This window comes from Lacticaseibacillus absianus, from assembly GCF_013407595.1.
GTDB classification, from domain to species: domain Bacteria; phylum Bacillota; class Bacilli; order Lactobacillales; family Lactobacillaceae; genus Lacticaseibacillus; species Lacticaseibacillus absianus.
The window spans coordinates 89988-110624 of record NZ_JABEKX010000004.1 but is presented as its reverse complement, the minus strand read 5'-3'; the positions used below and the strand labels follow the sequence as shown (position 1 = coordinate 110624).

General features: G+C 59.8%; 15 protein-coding genes and 1 riboswitch. Of the genes, 2 read left to right on the top strand and 13 right to left on the bottom strand.

What is annotated here, in order from left to right; translation table 11 throughout:
- Positions 1-378: 378 nt before the first annotated feature.
- The 12 genes from lysS to pth all read right to left on the bottom strand — a co-directional run bounded on the left by lysS (position 379) and on the right by pth (position 15283).
- Positions 379-1869, bottom strand: coding sequence for a lysine--tRNA ligase (lysS, locus tag HII33_RS12370; RefSeq protein ID WP_179396127.1), 1491 nt, complete (start codon positions 1867-1869; stop codon positions 379-381).
- Between the two features lie 61 nt (positions 1870-1930).
- A complete protein-coding gene (gene dusB, locus HII33_RS12365; RefSeq protein ID WP_179396126.1) occupies positions 1931-2956 on the bottom strand; it encodes a tRNA dihydrouridine synthase DusB in 1026 nt (341 codons plus the stop codon).
- Positions 2949-3842, bottom strand: coding sequence for an Hsp33 family molecular chaperone HslO (gene hslO, locus HII33_RS12360; RefSeq protein ID WP_179396125.1), 894 nt, complete (start codon positions 3840-3842; stop codon positions 2949-2951). The genes dusB and hslO overlap by 8 nt, the downstream gene beginning before the upstream one ends.
- Positions 3843-3984: 142 nt before the next feature.
- Positions 3985-6111, bottom strand: coding sequence for an ATP-dependent zinc metalloprotease FtsH (gene ftsH / locus HII33_RS12355; RefSeq protein WP_179396124.1), 2127 nt, complete (start codon positions 6109-6111; stop codon positions 3985-3987).
- A 69-nt stretch (positions 6112-6180) separates the two neighbouring features.
- Positions 6181-6723, bottom strand: a complete 543-nt coding sequence (gene hpt / locus HII33_RS12350) for a hypoxanthine phosphoribosyltransferase (protein WP_179396123.1) — start codon at positions 6721-6723, stop codon at positions 6181-6183.
- Positions 6720-8048 carry a tRNA lysidine(34) synthetase TilS gene (gene tilS, locus HII33_RS12345; protein WP_179396122.1) on the bottom strand — a complete coding sequence of 443 codons (1329 nt, stop codon included), beginning with the start codon at positions 8046-8048 and terminating at the stop codon, positions 6720-6722. The genes hpt and tilS overlap by 4 nt, the downstream gene beginning before the upstream one ends.
- Positions 8049-8302: 254 nt before the next feature.
- Positions 8303-8791 carry a S1 domain-containing RNA-binding protein gene (locus HII33_RS12340; RefSeq protein ID WP_179396121.1) on the bottom strand — a complete coding sequence of 163 codons (489 nt, stop codon included), beginning with the start codon at positions 8789-8791 and terminating at the stop codon, positions 8303-8305.
- An 81-nt stretch (positions 8792-8872) separates the two neighbouring features.
- Complete coding sequence (locus HII33_RS12335; protein WP_179396120.1) at positions 8873-9250, bottom strand: FtsB family cell division protein; 378 nt, start codon at positions 9248-9250, stop codon at positions 8873-8875.
- Between the two features lie 70 nt (positions 9251-9320).
- Positions 9321-9584, bottom strand: coding sequence for an RNA-binding S4 domain-containing protein (locus HII33_RS12330; protein WP_179396119.1), 264 nt, complete (start codon positions 9582-9584; stop codon positions 9321-9323).
- Between the two features lie 3 nt (positions 9585-9587).
- Positions 9588-11168, bottom strand: coding sequence for a putative polysaccharide biosynthesis protein (locus tag HII33_RS12325; RefSeq protein ID WP_179396118.1), 1581 nt, complete (start codon positions 11166-11168; stop codon positions 9588-9590).
- 26 nt (positions 11169-11194) lie between these two features.
- Positions 11195-14698 carry a transcription-repair coupling factor gene (mfd, locus tag HII33_RS12320; protein WP_179396117.1) on the bottom strand — a complete coding sequence of 1168 codons (3504 nt, stop codon included), beginning with the start codon at positions 14696-14698 and terminating at the stop codon, positions 11195-11197.
- 27 nt (positions 14699-14725) lie between these two features.
- On the bottom strand, positions 14726-15283 hold the full coding sequence (gene pth, locus HII33_RS12315; protein ID WP_179396116.1) for an aminoacyl-tRNA hydrolase: 558 nt from the start codon (positions 15281-15283) through the stop codon (positions 14726-14728).
- A 408-nt stretch (positions 15284-15691) separates the two neighbouring features.
- Between pth and HII33_RS12310 the strand changes: the two genes are divergently transcribed.
- Together HII33_RS12310 and cbpA are read left to right on the top strand one after the other, a co-directional pair.
- A complete protein-coding gene (locus tag HII33_RS12310; protein WP_179396115.1) occupies positions 15692-16669 on the top strand; it encodes an L-lactate dehydrogenase in 978 nt (325 codons plus the stop codon).
- Between the two features lie 190 nt (positions 16670-16859).
- On the top strand, positions 16860-17525 hold the full coding sequence (cbpA, locus tag HII33_RS12305) for a cyclic di-AMP binding protein CbpA (protein ID WP_179396114.1): 666 nt from the start codon (positions 16860-16862) through the stop codon (positions 17523-17525).
- A 64-nt stretch (positions 17526-17589) separates the two neighbouring features.
- Here the strand turns inward: cbpA and HII33_RS12300 are convergent, their stop codons facing one another.
- On the bottom strand, positions 17590-18099 hold the full coding sequence (locus HII33_RS12300) for a QueT transporter family protein (RefSeq protein ID WP_179396113.1): 510 nt from the start codon (positions 18097-18099) through the stop codon (positions 17590-17592).
- 6 nt (positions 18100-18105) lie between these two features.
- Positions 18106-18151: riboswitch (PreQ1 riboswitch) on the bottom strand.
- Between the last annotated feature and the right edge of the window lie 2486 nt (positions 18152-20637).

The following is a 20637-nucleotide window of genomic DNA, read 5'->3' as shown; positions in this document are numbered from 1 at the left end:
GACTTCGCAATGTTTAATTCTCTTCGATTCAAGATCGAAAAGCCCTATCACATAACGAAACTTTGTTCAGTTTTCAAAGGACTACCTTGTCCATAAGACAACTCAGAAATCATACCACGCAGGCCGATCAGTGTCAACCGGAAACTTAATTTCCTTGACCGTCGCGACCCGGCTCGTTGCCTCAACGACGCCTTTTATCTTATCAGCCGGGCCCTTGCGCGTCAACCAATTTCGAGACTTTTTCACAAACCCGAACCGCCATTTTTGGCGACGTCATCAATGTTTGGTTTTACACGATTTTGACTCTTAGGCTGTGCCCTAACTTTCGCGTTTTAACCACAAAAAACGCGCCGCAATGCGACGCGTTTTGGCAATCAGTCATGGTCGAAGGGTCGGGAACAACAGGACGTCTCGGATCGACGCTGCGTCAGTCAGCAACATGACTAATCGGTCGATCCCGATCCCCAGCCCCCCTGTCGGTGGCATCCCATATTCAAGGGCTTCAACGTAATCGTCATCGATCCCCTGTGCTTCATCGTTACCAGCGGTCTTCTCGGCGGCCTGTGCCTCGAAGCGCTGGCGCTGATCGATCGGATCATTCAGTTCGGTGAAGGCGTTGGCGTACTCGCCGCCATTGATAAACAGCTCGAAGCGGTCCACGAACCGCGGATCAGCCACACTCTTTTTGGCCAGCGGTGAGACTTCGATCGGGTGACCATACACAAAGGTCGGCTGGGTCAGGGTGTCTTCAACAAACTCCTCGAAGAAGGCGTTGATGATGTGCCCCACGGTCCAGTACGCCTCGTAGTGCACACCCTTCTCGTCGGCCAGCGCGCGCGCCTGTTCAACGGTCATCGGCTGCCAGAAGTCGATCCCGGTCTTGGCCTTGATCGCGTCGACCATGTGCACGCGGGCAAACGGCGCCTCAAGGTCGATCGCCTGGCCCTGATACGTGATCTTACCCGTACCCAGGACTTTGTTGGCGGCGAAGCGGAAAATCCCTTCCGTCTCGTCCATCACATCGGTCAGATCCCAGTATGCCGCATAGGTCTCGAGCTCGGTAAACTCCGGGTTATGCTTCGTGTCGATCCCTTCGTTGCGGAACACGCGCCCGATCTCGTAGACCCGCTCCATCCCCCCGACGATCAACCGCTTGAGGTGAAGTTCAAGGGCGATGCGCAGGTAGAGGTCGATGTTCAGCGCGTTGTGGTGCGTGATGAACGGGCGGGCCGAGGCACCGCCGGCCTGGTTGTGCAAGACCGGGGTCTCGACTTCAAGAAAGCCGTTGCCATCCAAATACTCGCGCACCGCGCTAATGATCTTGCTGCGCCGAACGAAGCGCTCAAAACTGTCTTCGTTCGCGATCAGATCAAGATAACGTTGCCGGTAGATCTGCTCTACGTTGGTCAGGCCGTGGTACTTGTCCGGCAGTGGCCGCAGCGCCTTGCTCAGGTGGGTCAGATGCGTCGCGCGCACGGTCAGCTCACCGGCATCGGTCTTCATCACGTCCCCTTGGACACCGATGAAGTCCCCCAGGTCAGCCTTCTTGAAGATCTGGTAGTTCTCCTCGCCGACCATGTCCTTGCGCACATAGATCTGAATGCGGCCCGAGCGGTCGCGCAGGTCCGCGAAGCCGACCTTGCCCTTGCCACGCTTGGACATCATGCGCCCCGCGATCGTCACCTCAGGCGTGGTGTCGAGCAGTTCATCTTTGTCTTCCTTGTCGTAACTGGCGTGCAACTGAGCCGCCAGGTGCGTGCGGTCGAAGCGCGTCCCGAATGGATCGATCCCCGCCTCGCGCAGAGCATCCATCTTCTGACGGCGGGCGATCATCTGATCGTTCAATTCACTTTGTTGTTCCTTAGCCATGTTTTCCTCCGTTTTGTCTTCACGGGTATTCTGCCAATATTAGCGGCAAAAAGCAACCGTGTTATCGCCCACTAGCAGCTTTGGCCGCCGCTTGCGCTTGCGCTTCCGTCTCCTCGACGAAGGCATCAAAAATATCGCAGACTTCTTGTTCGGTCTCCACGGCCATGGCCGCGTTCTTGGTGCGTGCTGCGCGCGGGATCCCCTTCAGGTAGTAGGCCGCCTGGGAGCGGAACTCGCGCACCGCCAGTTGCTCCCCCTTGAGGTCGACCAAGCGGTGCAGCTGAAGCTCTGCCGTCGCGATTTTTTCACGCGGACTCGGCTCCGGCACCAGCTCACCGGTGCGCAGGTAAGTCTCCACCGACTGCAGGATCCACGGGTTCCCCAGCGCCGCGCGGCCGATCATCACCGCATCGGCCCCGACTTCATCCAACATCCGCTGGGCGTCTTCCGGCGTCCGCACGTCCCCGTTGCCCATGAACGGGATGTGGAGCTGCTGTTTGACTTCCTTAAGGATGTGCCAGTCGGCGTGGCCCGAATACAGTTGCTTGCGCGTCCGTCCGTGCATCGCCAAGGCGCTGGCCCCGGCACGCTCGGCGGCCAAGGCGTTCTCGACGGCATAGATGTGGTCATCATCCCAACCAGTCCGCATCTTGACCGTCACTGGCTTATGCACGGCATCGACGACCGCGGCCACCATCTCGTAGACCTTGTTCGGGTCCAGAAGCCAGTGGGACCCGGCATCGGTCTTCGTCACCTTAGGCACCGGACAGCCCATGTTGATGTCGATAATGTCCGCTTCAGTGTTCTGATCGATGAACTTAGCCGCATTGACCAGCGTCTCCTTAGTGCCCCCAAAGATCTGGATAGAGATCGGGTGCTCACGCGGATCAACGAACAGCATGCTCAGGGTCTTCTGGTTGTGATACATGATACCGCGATCAGAGATCATCTCACAGACGACCAGTCCGGCCCCGAACTCCTTAGCTGTCACACGGAACGCCGCGTTGGTGATACCGGCCATCGGGGCAACGACGACCCGGTTCGGGATCGTCACGTTGCCGATCTGCCATTCAAGTGGATTAGTCATGGTCCTCCGCCTTTCTCAATAAGTCTTGCAATTCTGGTTCAGAATACGCGTACCGGGCCCCGCAGAATTTGCAGGTAACCGTGGCGCCGTGGTCTTGGGTGATCATCTCACGGATATCTTGGGGCGCCAGCGTCGCGATGATCTCGGCAAAATGCGCCTTACTACAGGGACATGCGAACGCCAACGGAACGTCAGCGACCACCTTGAGTGGCAACTGACCGACCGCACGTTGCGCGATCTGCGCCGGCGTCAGGCCGCTCCTAAGCATCTCAGACACGAGCGGCAGGGTGCGCACGGTGGTCTCGACCTGGCGCAACGCAGTGTCACTCGCCCCAGGCAGTGCTTGGATCATGAAGCCACCGGCCACTTGGATCGAGTTGTCCGCGTTGACGAACACAGACAGCCCCACGGCCGCCGGGATCTGCTCGGACTTAGCCAGATAATAGGTAAAATCCTCACCGAGCTCACCGGACACCAGCGGCACCTGACCCGTGAACGGTTCACCGAGGCCGAGGTCCTTGGTCACCGCCAGGATCCCTTGGTCGCCGACCGCGCGGGCGACATCGATCTTACCCACTGGATTCAGCGGCAGGGTGACATGCGGGTGCTGAACGTAGCCACGGACCGTCCCGTGCGCCGTGCCATCCGCGACGATCGCCCCGACTGGCCCATTGCCTTGCAAGCGCACCGTCAACAAGTCAGCCTCATTCTTCAAGCCCGCTGCTGCCAGCAGGCTGGTCGCGATCAGCGTCCGGCCAAGTGCCGCACTGGCCGCGCTCCACGTGTCGTGTCGCTGCTGCGCGGCACTGACCGTCGCCGTCGCATCGACCGCAAAGACCCGAAACCCGCCGTCAGTTGAGACCGCCGTGATCATTTTATCTGCCATCCAGATCCGCTCCTTCGTATCGTGCTAAACGCCAATATCATACCAGAATCTGCCAGTGAGGCCAAATGAACAAGTGCACGAGTGCCCACGTCGGGCACAAAAAAACGAGCCATTGGCTCGTTTTTGAGGCGTGACCTGACGCTCAATCCGCATCATCCGAATGGTCGTCGGGCGCCTGCTCTTGGCTGGACGCATCATCGGTCGGGGCCGGTTCGACATCCGGCACTTCCGGCTGGTCTGGGTCTGGCGTGTTGGTGCTTTCGCCTTCCTCGGCCTGCTTTTCTGCGTCTTTTTGCTCCAGCGCCTTCTTCGCTTCTTCGAAAGACGCGGCCTTTTCGCTCGGGAACTCATCCTGCTTCTTCTCTGGCATCTGACCAGTCGTGAAAATGGCAAGGATTTCCTTTTCGTTCAACGTCTCGTACTTCAGCAGCGCTTCGGCGATCGCCTTATGCTGCTCGCGGTGGCTCTGAATGATCTCGTAGGCGGACTTGTGTCCTTCGTCGATAATGCGCTTGATCTCATCATCGATGGCAGCGGCAGTCTCCTGCGAGTATGCGGGCATCTGACCGTAGCTGGCGCCGACGAACGGCTGACCGTTGGACTCTAGGGTCACGGTCCCGATACGCTCGCTCATCCCGTACTGGGTGATCATCGCACGGGCCATGTTCGTCGCCTGTTCGAAGTCGTTGGACGCCCCGGTGGCTTCAACGCCGAAGACGATCTCCTCAGCGGTGCGGCCACCCATCAGCCCGGCGATCTGCTCCATCATGTCCTTTTTGGTCAGCATGAACTGATCTTCCTTAGGCAGGGTGATCGCGTAACCGCCTGCACGACCGCGAGGGATGATGGTGACTTTGCGCACGACGCGCGAGTCAGACAGGACCAGCCCGATCAAGGCGTGCCCGGCCTCATGGTAAGCGACCATCGTGCGGTCCTTCTCGCTCATGACGCGGTCCTTCTTGGCAGGCCCGGCCATGACCCGATCTTCGGCCTCATCGATGTCGCTGGCGTCGATTGCCTTCTTGCTCCGACGCGCGGCGACCAGCGCCGCTTCGTTCAGCAAGTTCTCGAGGTCTGCCCCGACGAACCCAGGCGTGGTGCGGGCGATCTCCTTGAGGTCGACATCATCCGAAAACGGCTTGTTCTTCGCGTGCACGCGCAGGATCGCTTCGCGCCCCTTCACGTCAGGCCGGCCGACCAAGATCTTCCGATCGAAACGGCCTGGCCGCAGCAACGCTGGATCGAGGACATCGGACCGGTTCGTCGCCGCCATCACGATGACCCCTTCGTTCCCGGTGAACCCGTCCATCTCGACCAGCAACTGGTTCAGGGTCTGTTCACGCTCGTCGTGACCGCCGCCCATGCCGGCGCCACGCTGGCGACCGACGGCATCGATCTCATCGATGAAGATGATCGCAGGCGCGTTCTTCTTGGCCTGTTCGAACAGGTCACGGACACGACTAGCCCCGACCCCGACGAACATCTCGACGAAGTCTGACCCAGAGATCGAGAAGAACGGGACGCCAGCTTCTCCAGCCACCGCTTTGGCCAGCAGCGTCTTACCCGTCCCAGGAGGGCCCTCGAGCAAGACGCCAGACGGGATGCGGGCACCGAGGCCGGAGAATTTACGGGGATCCTTCAAGAATTCGACGACTTCGACGAGTTCTTGTTTCTCCTCTTCCTCCCCAGCGACATCGGAGAAGCGGACCTTATTGGCCTTCTTGTCCGCCTGTTTGGCCTTGGACTTGCCGAAGCTCATCACCCGGCCATTGCCCCCGCCGCCTTGACCGGCCTGGTTCATCATCATGTAGAAGAAGACCAGGATCAGGATCATTGGCACGACGGTGATCGCAATGCTCAACCAAGTACCGGACTGCGACTCCGTCAGGGTGTTGGTCTTGACGGAATTCGCCGCCGCGGCCTTATCGATCGCAGCCAACGTCGAGTCGTTCGGCGTCACATACGCCGTGAAGTGCTTCGTAGTGGCCGTCGTACTGCCACCGAGTAGGGAGACCGTGTTGCTTTGGCCCGTCACCTTCTGAGCCTTACGGTACTCCCCACTGACCTTATATACACCGCCAGAGGGCTGGATCTCAAAGGATTTGATCTTATTGTCTTTCAGCTGGGTCACGAACTGGCTCGACTGCAGCTCTTGCGTCTGGCTGCCGCCGGTCCCCCGCAGGTAGTAACCGAACAGGGCGACCAGGACGACGAACAGCACGACAAAGCCGAATGTGCCCCCGAAGAACCCATTTTGTTTTTGTTTCATGCATAACCTCCAGCAACATATGACATCCAATATGACACGCGCTTAAGCGTGCCCGGTCCACCCGCGCACCTAGGCGTGAGTGTACACTTCCGGCTTCAGCACGCCGATGTACGGCAGATTGCGATAGCGCTCTGCATAATCGAGGCCGTAGCCGACGACGAATTCGTTGGGGACCGTGGTGCCCACATAATCCGCCGTCACGTCCTTGACGCGCCGTTCCGGCTTATCCATCAGCGTGCAGATCTTGACGGAGTTAGCCTCGCGCGTCTCGAACAGTTTCATCAAGTAACTCAGGGTCCGACCCGTGTCCACGATATCCTCGACGATCAGCACATCACGCCCGGCAACACTGGTGTCAAGGTCCTTGATGATCTTGACCTCACCGCTGGACTCCGTGGCGTCGCCGTAGCTGGAGACATCCATGAAGTCAATCTCCAAGTAGTCGTCGACTGCCCGCACCAGGTCGGTCATGAACATGATCGCCCCTTTGAGGATGCAGATGACCAGCGGCCGCTTACCCGCGTAATCCCGCTTGATCTCAGCGGCCAGGCGCTGGGTGATGGCATCAATGTCAGCCTTGGAATACAGCACTCTGAGAATATCGTCATTCATAGTCTTGTGTCGTCCCCTTGATTAGTGGTTTGAAATGCCAGTACAGCTTGAATTATATCAGTTCGGGGGAACTGAAACAATTCGGGTCGCTCTTTTCCCTGCACCCACACGACCGTGTCTTCGTAGGCGGCGACCAAGCGTTGCGCACGCTGTGCCACCGGCACTTTGGCGTTGATCAAAAAGCGCCGGAGCAGTTGGTGATGCCCGTTCGGCAACCGTAATCGGTCGCCGACCTGGCGTTGCCGGATCACAATGGGGCCAGCCGGGACCAGCGCCCATTCATCGACGTCTGCTGGTACCGCATCGAACAGTCCGACGCGTCCAGCTGGTAGCGTCACCCATTGGCCCAGCACCAGCGGTTGCGGAGGCTGAGTCGGTCCTGCGACCGCCTCCGTGGGCCGGAGCTCGAGCCGGTGTGTCACCGTCACCAGCGACGGTCCGAACGCCCGGCGGCCGCTGCCCACCTGCAAGGCGTGCAAGCAAGCCGCTTGCGTCGCCGGCGGTAAGAAGACCTGCCAGTTCGCCAGTTGCTGCGCCAAAAGCGCGGCTTGCACTGGTTCCGGCTGGCGCATCAGCGTTGTCCAATCGAGCACCCCAGGACGCACCAGCGCATCTTGCAGTAGCTGCGCGCCGCGCTGGTCGGCCAATGCGATCAGCCCCGTCAACTCAGTCGTCAGGCGTGTCGTGTGCGCCAGCACCTGCGGGTTCTCCCGCTTGAGCGCTGGCACGACGGTATGGCGCAGACGGTTGCGACTGAAAGCCAGGTCATCATTGCTCTCGTCTTCCGCCACGGCTAAACGGTGAGCGTCTGCATAAGCCCGTAGCGTAGCTTTGCTCACCTGCAACAGCGGCCGGATCAACGTCACGGCGCCGGCCGGGCGCGTTGGGCGGATCCCCTGCATCGCACGCACACTGCCACTGCGCGCCAGGCGAAACAGCAACGTCTCCAGCTGATCGTCGGCGTGATGCGCCAAGGCGATCACCGGCGCGTGCACCGCCGCCGCTGTTGCGGTCAAAAATGCGTAGCGCGCTGCCCGCGCGGCCGCTTCCAGTCCACTGACTGGATGAGCCGACCGCGGCCAAGTCCCGGTGACTACCGGCACCCCCAGCGCCCGGGCCTGTGCGACGACTAGCTGCTGCTCGGCCGCACTACTCGGCCGCAACTGGTGGTCGAACTGGGCGACCGTCAGCTGTAAGCGGCGCGGATGCATCGGCGCGAGCAGATGGAGCAACACCATCGAATCCACCCCACCGGATACTGCCAGCACGACCGAAGTCCCAGCCTCAAGCTGGAACGGTGCCATCAGCGTCTCACCGTCTAACATCGCAGTCTCCTTTCTGTGCACGTGCAGGCGCGACAGGCTCATCCCGTCCCAGTATGACAGGATGTCATTCACCATAGCATAGGGGACTGACCCCCGGCGTCCGCCTAAAGTCCGATTCTCACTCCACGTCACCGATCCCCAGTCGCGCCACAAGCCAATGCGCGCACGGTTAGATGACGCCCTCGGTGCTCATCTGCTTTGGATGACCAAACAGGGCCGTGACATCGTCACGGCCCTGTTTGGGGGTTCGTTCATTAGCTGCGACGGCCACCACGGCCGCCACGCTTGCCCTCTGTATTGCGACGGAGGCTGCTCAGCCGGTCTTCGCTGTCCTTCAAGAACCCGGACATCAAGCTGTCAAAGTCATCCTTTGGGGCCTGCGACTTGCCGAACGACTTCGGGCCGGTAGCAAATTCCCGCCGCGGCTTCGGCGCCCGATTGGCGCTAAAGTGTTGCCCACCGCCGTTGCTTGGGTGCGGTTCGCGGTGTTCGTGATGCTCGCCCGCCGGCTTATCGACCGCCTTACGGATCGACAACCCGATCTTACCGTCTTTGATCGACATGACCTTCACGGTGACGGGATCGCCCACGGTCAGCACATCGTGGATGTCCTTGACGAATGCGTCCGAGACCTCGCTGATGTGGACCAATCCGGTCTGACCGTCTCCCAGATCAACAAAGGCGCCAAAATTCGTGATTCCGGTGACCTTGCCGGAAACCTTTGCGCCAACTTCAACTGCCATATAAAAAGTTGTCCTCCTAGTGAATTGTGACTCCTAGTATACCATGCACCGGCCGACGCGCAAGCATGCCGCCTGCTAGGTTCAGCGGGTCGTCGGCAGATCCGGCAGCGAAAAGACCGTCTCACCCGGCTTGGACATCATGTACCGCTCACGCACCAGTTTGGCGAGGTATTCCTCGTTTTTGAGCTGGTCGATCTGCACCTTCAAGTCCGACTTCTTGGCCTTGACCTTCGCAAGGCCGGCCTTGGCGCTGTCGACTGCCGCCGTCTGAGTGGTGATCGCCTGACGCGTCGAGAATAGCTGGTAGCCACCAAAGCCACAGATTACCAAAAAGGTGGCCAACAGTGTCACCAGGCGCCGGCGATGCACGCGGTGGCGCCGCGGCGCACCGGTAGCCGGCATCGGTTGCGCGGACTGGGGCTGCTCGGGGTGCAGCGGTTGAATTTTAGGTTGTGGCATTCCGGATCCCACCTTGCATCGTTAGTTAACCCCAGTATAGCAAAGAATCCGTTTTCCGCGCACCCACAAATCAGTAATTTTCCTTGTAGGTTTCGCTCACGACCGTGTACAGGTCGCCGGCCAGTTCTTTTTTGGTGGTCTCGACCAAGTCGGTCACTTTGACCGTCAGGGTCTTGTTGCCAAATGCGATCACCAGCACGTCACCGATCGCCACGTCGCTGCTCGACTTCGCGAGCTTATCGTTGATCGTGATGCGGCCCTTATCCGCGATCTCCTTGGCGACCGTCCGCCGCTTGATGATACGGGAGACCTTCAAGTATTTGTCTAAACGCATGTGTCAATGTCCTTTCTTTGTCGTCAGTCGAAGCCATCGTTTCATAAATCGTCGGCCAAGCGGGATCGAAAGCACCTCGCGCACCGTGTAGAGTTGCACGACGGCCGCAAGTACGATGTACAGTGCGACCCCCATGCCGACGCCCGCCCCGACCAGCTTGAGCACGTCCGTGCGGCTAGTCAGGGCCATGTGGGTGGCCAGTGCGTGCACTGGCAAGCTCATCCCCGTGATCACTAGCAGTAGCCGCAAGCCAAACTGGCGCGGATCCGGCTGGCGGATCGCTTCTGGAAGTTGCAGGTACAAGAGCACGAGGATCACCGTCAGGCTCAACACCGTCGCCCAAGCAGCCCCCGCGGTCCCGTACAGCATCACCAGTGGCTGGTTGGCCAGCAACTTGAGCGCAAACCCAACGAACAACGCATAGGTCGTCGCGCGGAATTGGTTGAGACTTTGCAGGATCGCATTGTAGGCGTTGATCAGCGCGACGAGTACAATACTCAGCGCGTAGATGCGCAACGTGGTCGAATCGGCAGTATCGCCGAACAGCAACCAATTGATCGCCGGCATCAGCGCGATCAACCCACTAGTCGCCGCCAGCGACAGCGAGAGGTTGAAGCGGATCAGTTGGCGCGCAGTGGTCAAGAAGCTGTGCATCTGGCCTTTAGCCACAGAGCGTGTCAGGCTCGGCAACAGCGTGGTCGACAGCGACGTCGCGACCACCAGCCCCAGCTGCACCAGAGGTTGGCCTCGGTCGTACACGCCCTTGAGCGCCTTGGCCGCGGCCGGGGCAACACCCTGGGCCGCCAAGCCCCTGGTGACAGTGAAACTGTCCACCAGCTGCAACATGATCAGCATCGTCGCAAACAGTGCGATCGAGCCACCTTCGTTCAGGAACCGCCGGAACAGGTTCAGGTACGTCGAGAAGCCGGCAAAGGCGAAGTGTTTGCCGCGGAACACTTTGGCGTAGGCCCACCAGACCGTGGCGACGGCAGCCAGGCCCCCGAAAAAGGCGCCGCTCATCGCCCAAGTGCCCATGTGATACGGATCCCATCCACGCTGGACCGCCAACCAGGCTGCGACGAGAATCACACCCACGCGCACAATCTGCTCGACCACCTGGCTGATCGCCGTTTTGGTCATATCGAAAGTCCCCTGGAAGTACCCGCGCGCCGTCGCCAGCACTGGCATGGTCAAGAACATCAGCCCCACGCTGCGGATCAGTGGCGCGAGCGCCGCATCGGCCATCAGCCGCGCAATCACCGGTGCCCCGACCTCAAGGATCGCGAACATCCCGCCGCCCAGCCACGTCATCATCACCAACGCGCGGTGTGTGATCTCAGCTTGAGTCTCAGGCTCCCGGGCCTCGGCGATCAGCTTCGAGATGAAGACCGGGAACCCGGACAAGGCGAAGGTCATCCCGATCCCGTACAGCGGATAGACCTGTTGGTACACATAAAACCCGGTATCACCGACCAGATTCTGGAACGGAACGCGGTAGACCGCGCTGAGGACCTTGGCGATCAGCCCAGCGAGGCTCAGGATCCAGGCCCCCTTCATCAGGGTCTTCATCTCCGTGTTCTGCATCGTCTCACCTCACAGTGTCGTCGGCGTTAAGCCGCCTTCTTCGGGCCCAACGCTTGCGCGAAGGCCGTCAGCTGGGCAAGCCAAGCGGCTGGCGCCGTCCCCTTAGGCAACGCGAATGTCACCTGCAACCGGTCCTTGACGCTGGCCACGCGCGCCTTGAGCGTCGTGTGATCCAGTGCTTCAAACACCGCGTCTCCGCCCAGTTTGCCGCTAGCCGCCTGGCCCATCGTCACGACGAGCTGATCATCGGCTTGGCTGATCCGCTCGATCTGCGCCGCGTCGGTGAAGCGCTTGAGTCGTGTGACCGCCAGCAGGTTGGTGACGGGCTGCGGGAAGTCACCGAAGCGATCGATCAAGTCGTCTTCGATCTCGACTTCTTGGGCCTCACTGGTGCTTTCACGTAGCCGCTTGTACAGCTCGATCTTCTGGCGCGGATCGCTGACGTAAGTATCCGGCAGATAGGCTTCCAAGTCCAGCGCGATCTCCGTGTCGGCCTTGACCGGCTTGGCCTTGCCCTGCTTGGCCGCCACCGCGTCTTGGAGCATCTGGGTGTACAGGTCGTAGCCGACCGCGTCGATGAAGCCATGCTGCTGACTGCCCAGCAGATTCCCTGCGCCACGGATCGACAGGTCGCGCATCGCGATCTTGAAGCCTGCCCCTAACTCCGTGAAGGTGCGGATCGCGTCCAAGCGCTTCTCCGCTTCCTCGCTCAGCACCGAGTTGACCTTGTACATGAAATAGGCGTAAGCGACGCGGCTGGAGCGGCCGATCCGGCCACGCAACTGGTAAAGCTGCGACAGGCCGTAATGATCGGCGTCCTCGATGATCAACGTGTTGACATTCGGCATATCGACGCCGGTCTCGATGATGGTCGTCGTGACCAGCACATCGTAGGCGCCATGCAAAAAATCATAGACCACGTTCTCCAGTTGCGTCTCGGTCATCTGACCGTGCGCGTAAGCAATCGTCGCGCCAGGGACCAGTGCCTCCAGCTCCGCGACCGTGCGTTCGATATCGTGCACGCGGTTATGCAGATAAAAGACTTGCCCACCGCGCGCCATCTCTCGCTCGATCGCAGTGCGGATGGTGCCGGCGTTTTGCTCCATCACGAAGGTCTGGATCGGGTAACGGTTGGTCGGCGGCGTCTCGATCACACTGAGGTCGCGCACCCCCAACATAGACATATTCAACGTCCGGGGGATTGGCGTGGCCGTCAGTGTCAGCACATCGACATTCTCGCGCAACTGCTTAAGCTTCTCCTTGTGCTTGACCCCGAAGCGTTGCTCCTCATCGACGATCAGCAGTCCCAAGTCTTTGTACTGCACGTCCTTGGACAGCAAGCGGTGCGTCCCGACCACGATATCCACACGCCCGTCCCGCAATCCGGCCAGCGTGACCTTGGTCTGCGCTGGGGTGCGGAAGCGTGACAGCATCCCCACTTCGACGGGAAAATCCGCGAAGCGATCGACCATCGTGTCGTAGTGCTGCTGCGCCAAAATGGTCGTCGGCACCAGCAAGGCGACCTGCTTCCCGTTTTCGACCGCCTTGAACGCTGCGCGCAGCGCCACTTCAGTCTTCCCAAAGCCGACGTCGCCGACCAGCAGGCGGTCCATCGGCCGCGGGCGCTCCATATCGCGCTTGATCTCCTGGACCGAGCGTAGCTGGTCAGCCGTCTCCGGATACGGGAACTCGGCTTCGAACTGCCGCTGCAGATCGTCATCAGGTCCGAAGGCAAACCCTGGCTCCGCCTCGCGCGCCGCGTAAAGCGCGATCAGGTCATCGGCGATGTCTTCGATCTTGGCCGCCACCCGCTTCTTGGTCTTCTGCCACTCGCTGCCGCCGAGCTTATTGATCCGCGGCGCCTTACCGTCTGCCGCCACGTACTTTTGAACCAGGTGCAGCTGACTGACGGGAATGAAGAGCTTGTCACCCTTCTGGTAGATGATCGTGATGTAGTCTTGGTGCACCCCGTCAACTTCTAGCGTTTCGAGCCCGACATACTGCCCGATCCCATGGTTGACGTGCACGACATAATCACCCGGGGCCAGCTCCGTGTAGCTGCGCAACCGCTCCGCGTTCGCCAGCGTCTGGTGCCGTGCACGGCGGTGGACTTTGGTGTTGAACAGTTCGTGCTCCGTCACCACTACTAGGTGCAGGCTTGGCAGTTCGAAGCCGTTCTGCAGGCCGCCAGCCACCAATTGCACCTGGCCCGCTAACAGCGCATCCGGGTCGCTCACGACACTGTCGATCTCAAACTCCCGCAGGGTCTCACTCAGCTTAACCAGTCGTGCCGGTTCTTGGATCAAAAAGACGACCGTCTGCTTCTGCTTGCGCCAGCGGTCAACTTCTGTCTTGAGCAGGGGCATCTGGCTGAAGAACTGTTGCACGTTGCGACTGGTCAGGTTGGTCACACTGCTCAGCCGCAGATTCCCCATCCCTTTTTGAAACAGGCTGAGGTAAAGGTGCGCACGCTTGTCGGTGCGGTCGAGCACCTGCAGGGTCGGGTTCGGCTGACTGCCGGCAAGTTTACCGCCTTCTGTCAGCCCCGCGAACCAGTTGACCGTCTCCTCTAGCAGCGTGACGTCAGTGTCCTGTAACTTGGTGTAGTCGTCGTACACGACGAGCGCGTCCGGGGCGAGGTAGTCGCTCAACCCCACCGCATCGGGGTACAACGCCGGCATGTATAACGCCAGCTGCTCCGGCCGCTCACCCGCACTGAGCTGATCTGCGACCGTCAGTAGGCCATCTGTCACCGCCTGTTTAGCTGCTTTGTCTGTCGCCTTGGCCTTGGCCGCCAGCCCCAGCGTGTGCAGGCGGCTCCCAGCCTGGGTCAAGGTCTGCCGATCGGCGATCAGGTCGGTGGCCGGGACGATCTCCAGCGCATCCACCGCCTTGATGCTCCGCTGCGTCGCCATATCGAAGGTCCGCAGCGAGTCGACGGCCGTATCGAACAGCTCGATGCGCACCGGATCGTCTTGATTCAGCGGATAGATATCGATGATCCCCCCGCGGATCGCGAATTGCCCAGGCGTCCCGACCAGGCTGTCGCGCTTGTAGCCCATCGCCGTCAGCGTCTGCGCCAGCGCCTGCGGATCGACCGTACTGGTCATGTCGAGGTGCAGGCTGGCCGCCTGCCATGTCGCCGGCGGGACTAGCAATCGCTTGAGTCCGGCCAGGCTGGTGACCACGATCCCCGGCTGCCCCTGGCCAAGCCAGGTCAAGGTGTTGATCCGCTCATTCATCGTATCCGGCGAGCTGACGGCGACCTCGGCGGCCAGCACGTCTTCGACCGGAAATGCCCACACGAACGCATCACCCAGCAGGCTGGTCAGGTCAGCGACCAGCTCTTCTGCGTGATACCGGTTGTCTTCGACGACTAGCAGTTGCCGGCCGGTGTGCCGTAACACGGTGGCCAGCAGCAACGTCTTGGCCGACCCATTCAGGCCGGTCACTAAATGGCGGCCCGTCGTGAGCTTCGGCCACAGGGGGGCCAGCTCCGGCGTCGTCGCCATCATCTCGATCAGATTCATTTGCTTCCCTCTTCGCTTGTGTCGCGCTCAGTTGTACTTGTTCATCAAGGCGTCGAAGGCCAGCCCACCGACCCAATCTTGGACCGCGTCGGCCAGCCGGTCGAGCCCCGCAGCGATGTCGACCTGTGCATCGGCATCAAAAGGCGTCAGCACCCAGTCCACCACTTTTTGGTGTGCGGGGTGCTGGATGCCCAACTTGGCGCGGTAGAACGCTTGCGTCCCCAGCACATTGATGATCGACTTGATCCCGTTGTGGCCACCTGCAGACCCCTTGGGCCGCAAGCGCAAGCGCCCCATCGCCATGTCCATGTCGTCCTGGATGATCAAGAGCTCATCTGGGGCGAACTGGTAGAAAGCCATCAGCTGACCGACAGCGCGCCCGGAGTCGTTCATGAACGTCTGCGGCTTGACTAGAAGCACCTTCTCGCCGTCGACCCAGGCCGTGCCGGTCAGGGCGTTGAACTCCTGCTTCGCCACGGTCACGCCGTACGCGGCCGCGAGGCGATCGATCGCCATGAACCCGATGTTGTGCTTGGTCTTGGCGTACTGACTACCCGGGTTGCCCAGGCCTACGATCATCTTCACGTCGTTCCCTCCATTTCACGCAAAAAAGCTGGAAGCACCCTTCCAGTCTCGCTGTCTTCCATTATACCAGATGGTGGGATCAGTTACAGCCACCGGTCCGTTCACCGGTCCGCCGACCAGTACAGTTCGGCGATAATTGTACCAGCGCAATTTAATACAGTGGGCATAGCCGTTACCACGGCGTGTAAGCGCTGTGCAAGGGACGGCTAAACGTTATTGTAATCGATTGCAATCCCAGCGACAAACTGGTGAATAATTTCACGAAAGTCCCGGCAGACGAGGCTTGGCAAAATGTAACGATTTCAAATATAGGCCGATTTTTTTCTGCAAAAGTGCCGCATCTAAATGGAGATGTGTTATACTTCAAGATGAATTGCACAAAGGCAAATACGAAAGGATGATATCACCGTGGCAAACGCAAGCAAGGATCACCAAAAAGTAATTCTGGTTGGTGATGGTGCTGTTGGTTCTAGCTATGCATACGCAATGGTATTGCAAGGCATCGCTCAAGAAATCGGGATCGTTGACATTTTCAAAGACAAGACGAAGGGTGACGCGATCGATCTGAGCAACGCGCTCCCATTCACGTCTCCGAAGACGATCTACTCCGCTGAATACAGCGATGCGAAGGATGCTGACCTGGTCGTCATCACCGCCGGCGCCCCACAGAAGCCTGGCGAGACCCGTCTTGACCTCGTCAACAAGAACTTGAAGATCTTGAAGTCCATCGTTGACCCGATCGTTGAGTCCGGCTTCAACGGCATCTTCTTGGTTGCCGCTAACCCTGTGGACATCCTGACCTACGCGACCTGGAAGCTCTCTGGCTTCCCGAAGAACCGCGTTGTCGGTTCCGGGACCTCGCTGGACACCGCCCGCTTCCGTCAGTCCATCGCTGAGATGGTCGGCGTCGATGCGCGTTCCGTCCACGCCTACATCATGGGCGAACACGGTGACACCGAATTCCCTGTTTGGTCCCACGCGAACATCGGCGGGATCAAGATCAGCGAATGGGTCAAGGATCACCCAGAGATCGACGAGTCCAAGCTGGTCGACATGTTCGAAAACGTGCGTGACGCCGCCTACGAGATCATCAAGCTGAAGGGCGCGACCTTCTACGGGATCGCGACCGCCCTGGCACGCATCTCCAAGGCCATCCTGAGCGATGAAAACGCCGTTTTGCCACTGTCCGTTTACATGGACGGCCAGTACGGCCAGCACGACATCTTCATCGGTTCCCCAGCCGTGATCAACGCCAACGGGATCCAGAGCATTCTGGAGATCCCACTGACCGACCACGAACAGGAATCCATGGACAAGTCCGCGGCTCAGCTGAAGAAGATCATCGACGATGCCTTTGCTAAGGCAGAGATCGAGACTCGCCAGTAATCCGCTCGACCTGACCCTCAGCGCAATGCGCCGAGGGTCTTTTTGTGCACTCACCCGCGTCCTTTCTCACCAACATCTCATCTTGCACTTAGCTAGTGGTGGTCGTGCTTGTGCATCGAGATGATTGTGGTATGATAGATGTAAATGAGAAAGATTTAATAATTCCAGTCTCAATCGATGGGGGATAATCATGCTAATTAAATCATTGGTCCTAAAAAAGGAATTTCTGACCACTGTGAAGGAGACCGTGACGCTGGAAGAAGCACTCAAGGTGCTGGAAGACTCCGGCTTCCGCTGCGTACCGATCGTGGACGAAAGCGGCCAGATCTTCCGCGGTAACATCTATAAGATGCACATTTACCGCCACAAGTCCCAAGGCGGCGACATGAGCCTGCCGGTCACTTACCTGCTGAAGAACGCGACCAAGACGATCCCAGTCAACGCACCGTTCTTCAAGGTCTTCTTCAACATCAAGGACCTGCCGTACATCGCCGTGCTCGACGAGAACGCGAACTTCTACGGCATCCTGACACACGCCAAGTTGCTCGCGATGCTGTCCGAGTCCTGGAACATCGATGTCGGCTCCTACGTGTTGACCGTGATGTCCACTGGCTCCCGCGGTGACCTTGCCACGATGAGCAAGATCCTGGCCAAGTACGTCTCGTTGTCTGGCTGTATCACGCTGGACGCCAAGCGCGATGAGTTTGTGCGCCGTACCCTGTTCACCCTGCCGGCCGGTACTGACGAGGCCACACTGAACGAGATCGTCGCGAAGCTCGAGAAGAAGAACTACCGCGTCGTTGAGATCGATGACCTCCAAAGCGGCCAGCCGATCCGCGTCGACGAAGAGCTGTAAGACACACCAAAACGCCGCACCCCAGTTTGTCCGGGTGCGGCGTTTTTGGGCGGGCGGGTGTCACTCAGCGCATGCGCCGGTCGAAGTGTACGGCACGGTCGACCAACACCATCACCGGTGCGGCGATCACGAGCATCACGGCTTCGGATGGCAGGAGCGTTGCGAAGGTCGGTAGAAGCATTCCGACACCGAGGTGGCCAGTCCAGACAATCTCCCAAGCGATGATGATCATCGTCAGCGACATCGAGACAGTGGTCAACGCCAGCCGCTGCCACAGCTGCGTCAGCTTCGGTCCGAGCCACGCCACGAGGCCCAGCCCGATCAAGGTCTGGCCACCGCCGAAGACGACATCGACCCAACCCATCGGTGAGAATAAGGCGTTGTACAGCACGACGCCCAACGTGACCCCCAATAGGTATTTACGGTTGAACGCGACCAGGTGATTGAGTGACTCCGACAGCCGGAACTGGATCGGCCCGCTCGCCAGGTTGAATAGCCCCGACAGGATCGAGAGCACCACATAGATCGCAACGACCATGGCGTTGATCACCCATGGACGACTTTTTTGACTCATGAAAAATACCTCCTAGTTTTTTATCGTGGGATGGATTTCGAACCACGTTGTCTAAGTGTGGCACGCACGGGTAAGGTTGTCCAGCGTTTTTCTGCAAACACTGCCCAAGCCGGCGCAAATGGTGTACGCTTAGGAGAGGTAAAGAATAGGGCTTAAATCAGAAAGAGGTATTTGGATGACAGAAGCAATCGCGTACCGGCTCAAACAGATTATGACCGCAGAGCACTTGAGCCTGACTCAGGCTGCTAAGCTGATCGGGATCTCCCCTTCCAGCATGCGCAAGGTCCTCAAAGACACCCCGATGAGCCGGCCGATCATGTTCAAGATCAACCGCTTCATCGACGCACACCCAGTCGACGGCGCTGACAAGCGCAGCTTCACGATCTTTGACTCGGAAGCAGACGAAGTCAAACAGGCGCAGGCCACCCCAGAAGCGCAACCGAAGCGTGCGACCAAGCGCAGCGCCGCCAAGAAGACCGCAACCGAAGCGGCCACGAAGGCGAACGGCGAGCAAGATGCGACCCCTAAGCGTCAGCGCCAGACCAAGGCGACTGCGGCCGCTCAGACGACGCCCGCAGTCGCACCGACGGAACTTGCCACCCAACCAGCCCAAGCCGAACAGGCGAAGCCAAGCCGCCGGCGCAAGGCAAGCAAAGTCAACGACCAAGCCAAGCCAGAGCCGAAGGCGGACACCAAGGCTAGCGCCGACCAGCCGCAGACCGACCAACCACAGCCAAGCCGCCGGCGCAAGGCAAGCAAGGCCAACGACCAAGCCAAATCAGAGCCAAAGACGGACGCCAAGGCTCGCGCCAACCAGCCACAGTCTGAAGAAGCGCAGCCGATCCGCCGACGCAAAGCGGATAAGCCCGCCAAGCAACCGACGACGAAGACCGATCCCGACAACCCACAGGCGGCCAAATCCAGCCCAACGACCGGCCGCAAGCGCCAAAGCAAATCCGCACAGGCCGAGGCGGCCAGCGCGCAAGCCAAGCTCGACCGGCTCAACCGCCGGCACGCAAACCGCGAAACCCGACTCGCCAACGAGCAAGCTGGTGCAACGGCCACGCAGGCGACCCAACCTGCCCAAGGTAAGTCGCAACCGACCCGCACGGGCAATGCCTCGACCGATCAGACCAGCAACACCGCTCAGGCAGTGACCAAGCCGGCACAGTCGGCCCCACAGACAGCAGTCAAGTCTGACACCCCTGCGCGCGACGTCAAGGCGGCCGGGCAGAAGTCGTCGCAGAACCAGAACCAGAACCAGAACCAGAACCAGAACCAGAACCAGAACCAGAACCAGAACCAGAACCAGAACCAGAACCAGAACCAGAACCAGGCAAACGNGAACCAGAACCAGAACCAGAACCAGAACCAGAACCAGAACCAGAACCAGAACCAGAACCAGAACCAGAACCAGAACCAGAACCAGAACCAGAACCAGAACCAGTCAAGCGCGGCTGCCGCCGCGGTGCAAGCCCCAACTGCCCAGACGTCACAATCGACCCTGACGAGCCAACCCCAAGCCGCACCAGTGGCTAAGCCGATCGGCGTCGTGCCGGTCGCCCCAAAGCAAGATCGTCAGACGATCCAGATCTTCATGGATGAATCCTTCAGCGGTGGCTCCGACTACCAGCGTGCGATGTCGATCGGTGCAACGGTGATCGATCCGAGCAACGCGCAAGCGCTGGACACATTCACTAGCACTCTGTATCCGTTCGGCTGGCAGCCGGGCGACGAGGTCAAAGCGCGCGGTAAATCCAGTGCGCAGATCGCAGCGATGCTGGGCCGCGCGCACAACCCGCAAGTCCAAGTCTACGCAGTCCACTCCCCGCTCAGCGATGCTGGGAATTTCTCGCTGAGCTTCGGCGTCATGTACCCTTACGTCGCCGCGATCTTGCGCATCCTCGACGCGCAGACCGCCCTGCCGAGCAAGGTGCGCGTCACGCTTGATGACCGCAGTGAGATCGACACCCAGCAGCTGGGCATGGCCGCGCGAATGCTGCACGCGTACGTCAAGGCGCAGACGAGCCACGATGTCGCGTTCTTCTTCCGCACCGCGGACTCCAAGGACACGATTGGGGTCCAGTACAGCGATTTCGTCAGCCACGCCGCAATGTTTTTCACCAAAGAGCAGATGGCCACGAGCGGCATCCGCCGCCTCGCCAACATCGGTAGCCAACTCGGCGATTCCGTCACACTCTTCGCGATGGTCGGCTTGCAAAAAGACCTACTGGATGAACGCCCGACCACGGTACGCGCCGCGAGCTTCAAGCACCCTGTCTTGAATGCGGCAGAGCGTATGTTCCACCTCGCCACCAAGGCCGCCAGCATGACTCAGGTGCCGGACGAGACCTTTACGCAAGCCAAGCTGGTGATCACCCAACTGCTACAGATCGTTCCGGCCAGCGTCAACGGTGGGATCAACAAACTGCCATTCCAAAACTGGTACGACATGATCGCGCGTGCGACCAGCTTCCTGCACTACACGGATGCAACGATGCCGGAATTCGAGATCGACCCTGATGCGATGCAGATCGT

Excerpts from the sequence above, each read along its gene's own strand:
- ftsH (WP_179396124.1), bottom strand. The coding sequence starts at position 6,111 with ATGAAACAAAAACAAAATGGGTTCTTCGGGGGCACATTCGGCTTTGTC.
- hpt (WP_179396123.1), bottom strand. The coding sequence starts at position 6,723 with ATGAATGACGATATTCTCAGAGTGCTGTATTCCAAGGCTGACATTGAT.
- HII33_RS12335 (WP_179396120.1), bottom strand. The coding sequence starts at position 9,250 with ATGCCACAACCTAAAATTCAACCGCTGCACCCCGAGCAGCCCCAGTCC.
- cbpA (WP_179396114.1), top strand. The coding sequence starts at position 16,860 with ATGCTAATTAAATCATTGGTCCTAAAAAAGGAATTTCTGACCACTGTG.
- dusB (WP_179396126.1), bottom strand. The coding sequence starts at position 2,956 with ATGACTAATCCACTTGAATGGCAGATCGGCAACGTGACGATCCCGAAC.
- mfd (WP_179396117.1), bottom strand. The coding sequence starts at position 14,698 with ATGAATCTGATCGAGATGATGGCGACGACGCCGGAGCTGGCCCCCCTG.
- HII33_RS12330 (WP_179396119.1), bottom strand. The coding sequence starts at position 9,584 with ATGCGTTTAGACAAATACTTGAAGGTCTCCCGTATCATCAAGCGGCGG.
- lysS (WP_179396127.1), bottom strand. The coding sequence starts at position 1,869 with ATGGCTAAGGAACAACAAAGTGAATTGAACGATCAGATGATCGCCCGC.
- hslO (WP_179396125.1), bottom strand. The coding sequence starts at position 3,842 with ATGGCAGATAAAATGATCACGGCGGTCTCAACTGACGGCGGGTTTCGG.
- tilS (WP_179396122.1), bottom strand. The coding sequence starts at position 8,048 with ATGTTAGACGGTGAGACGCTGATGGCACCGTTCCAGCTTGAGGCTGGG.
- HII33_RS12325 (WP_179396118.1), bottom strand. The coding sequence starts at position 11,168 with ATGCAGAACACGGAGATGAAGACCCTGATGAAGGGGGCCTGGATCCTG.
- HII33_RS12300 (WP_179396113.1), bottom strand. The coding sequence starts at position 18,099 with ATGAGTCAAAAAAGTCGTCCATGGGTGATCAACGCCATGGTCGTTGCG.
- HII33_RS12340 (WP_179396121.1), bottom strand. The coding sequence starts at position 8,791 with ATGGCAGTTGAAGTTGGCGCAAAGGTTTCCGGCAAGGTCACCGGAATC.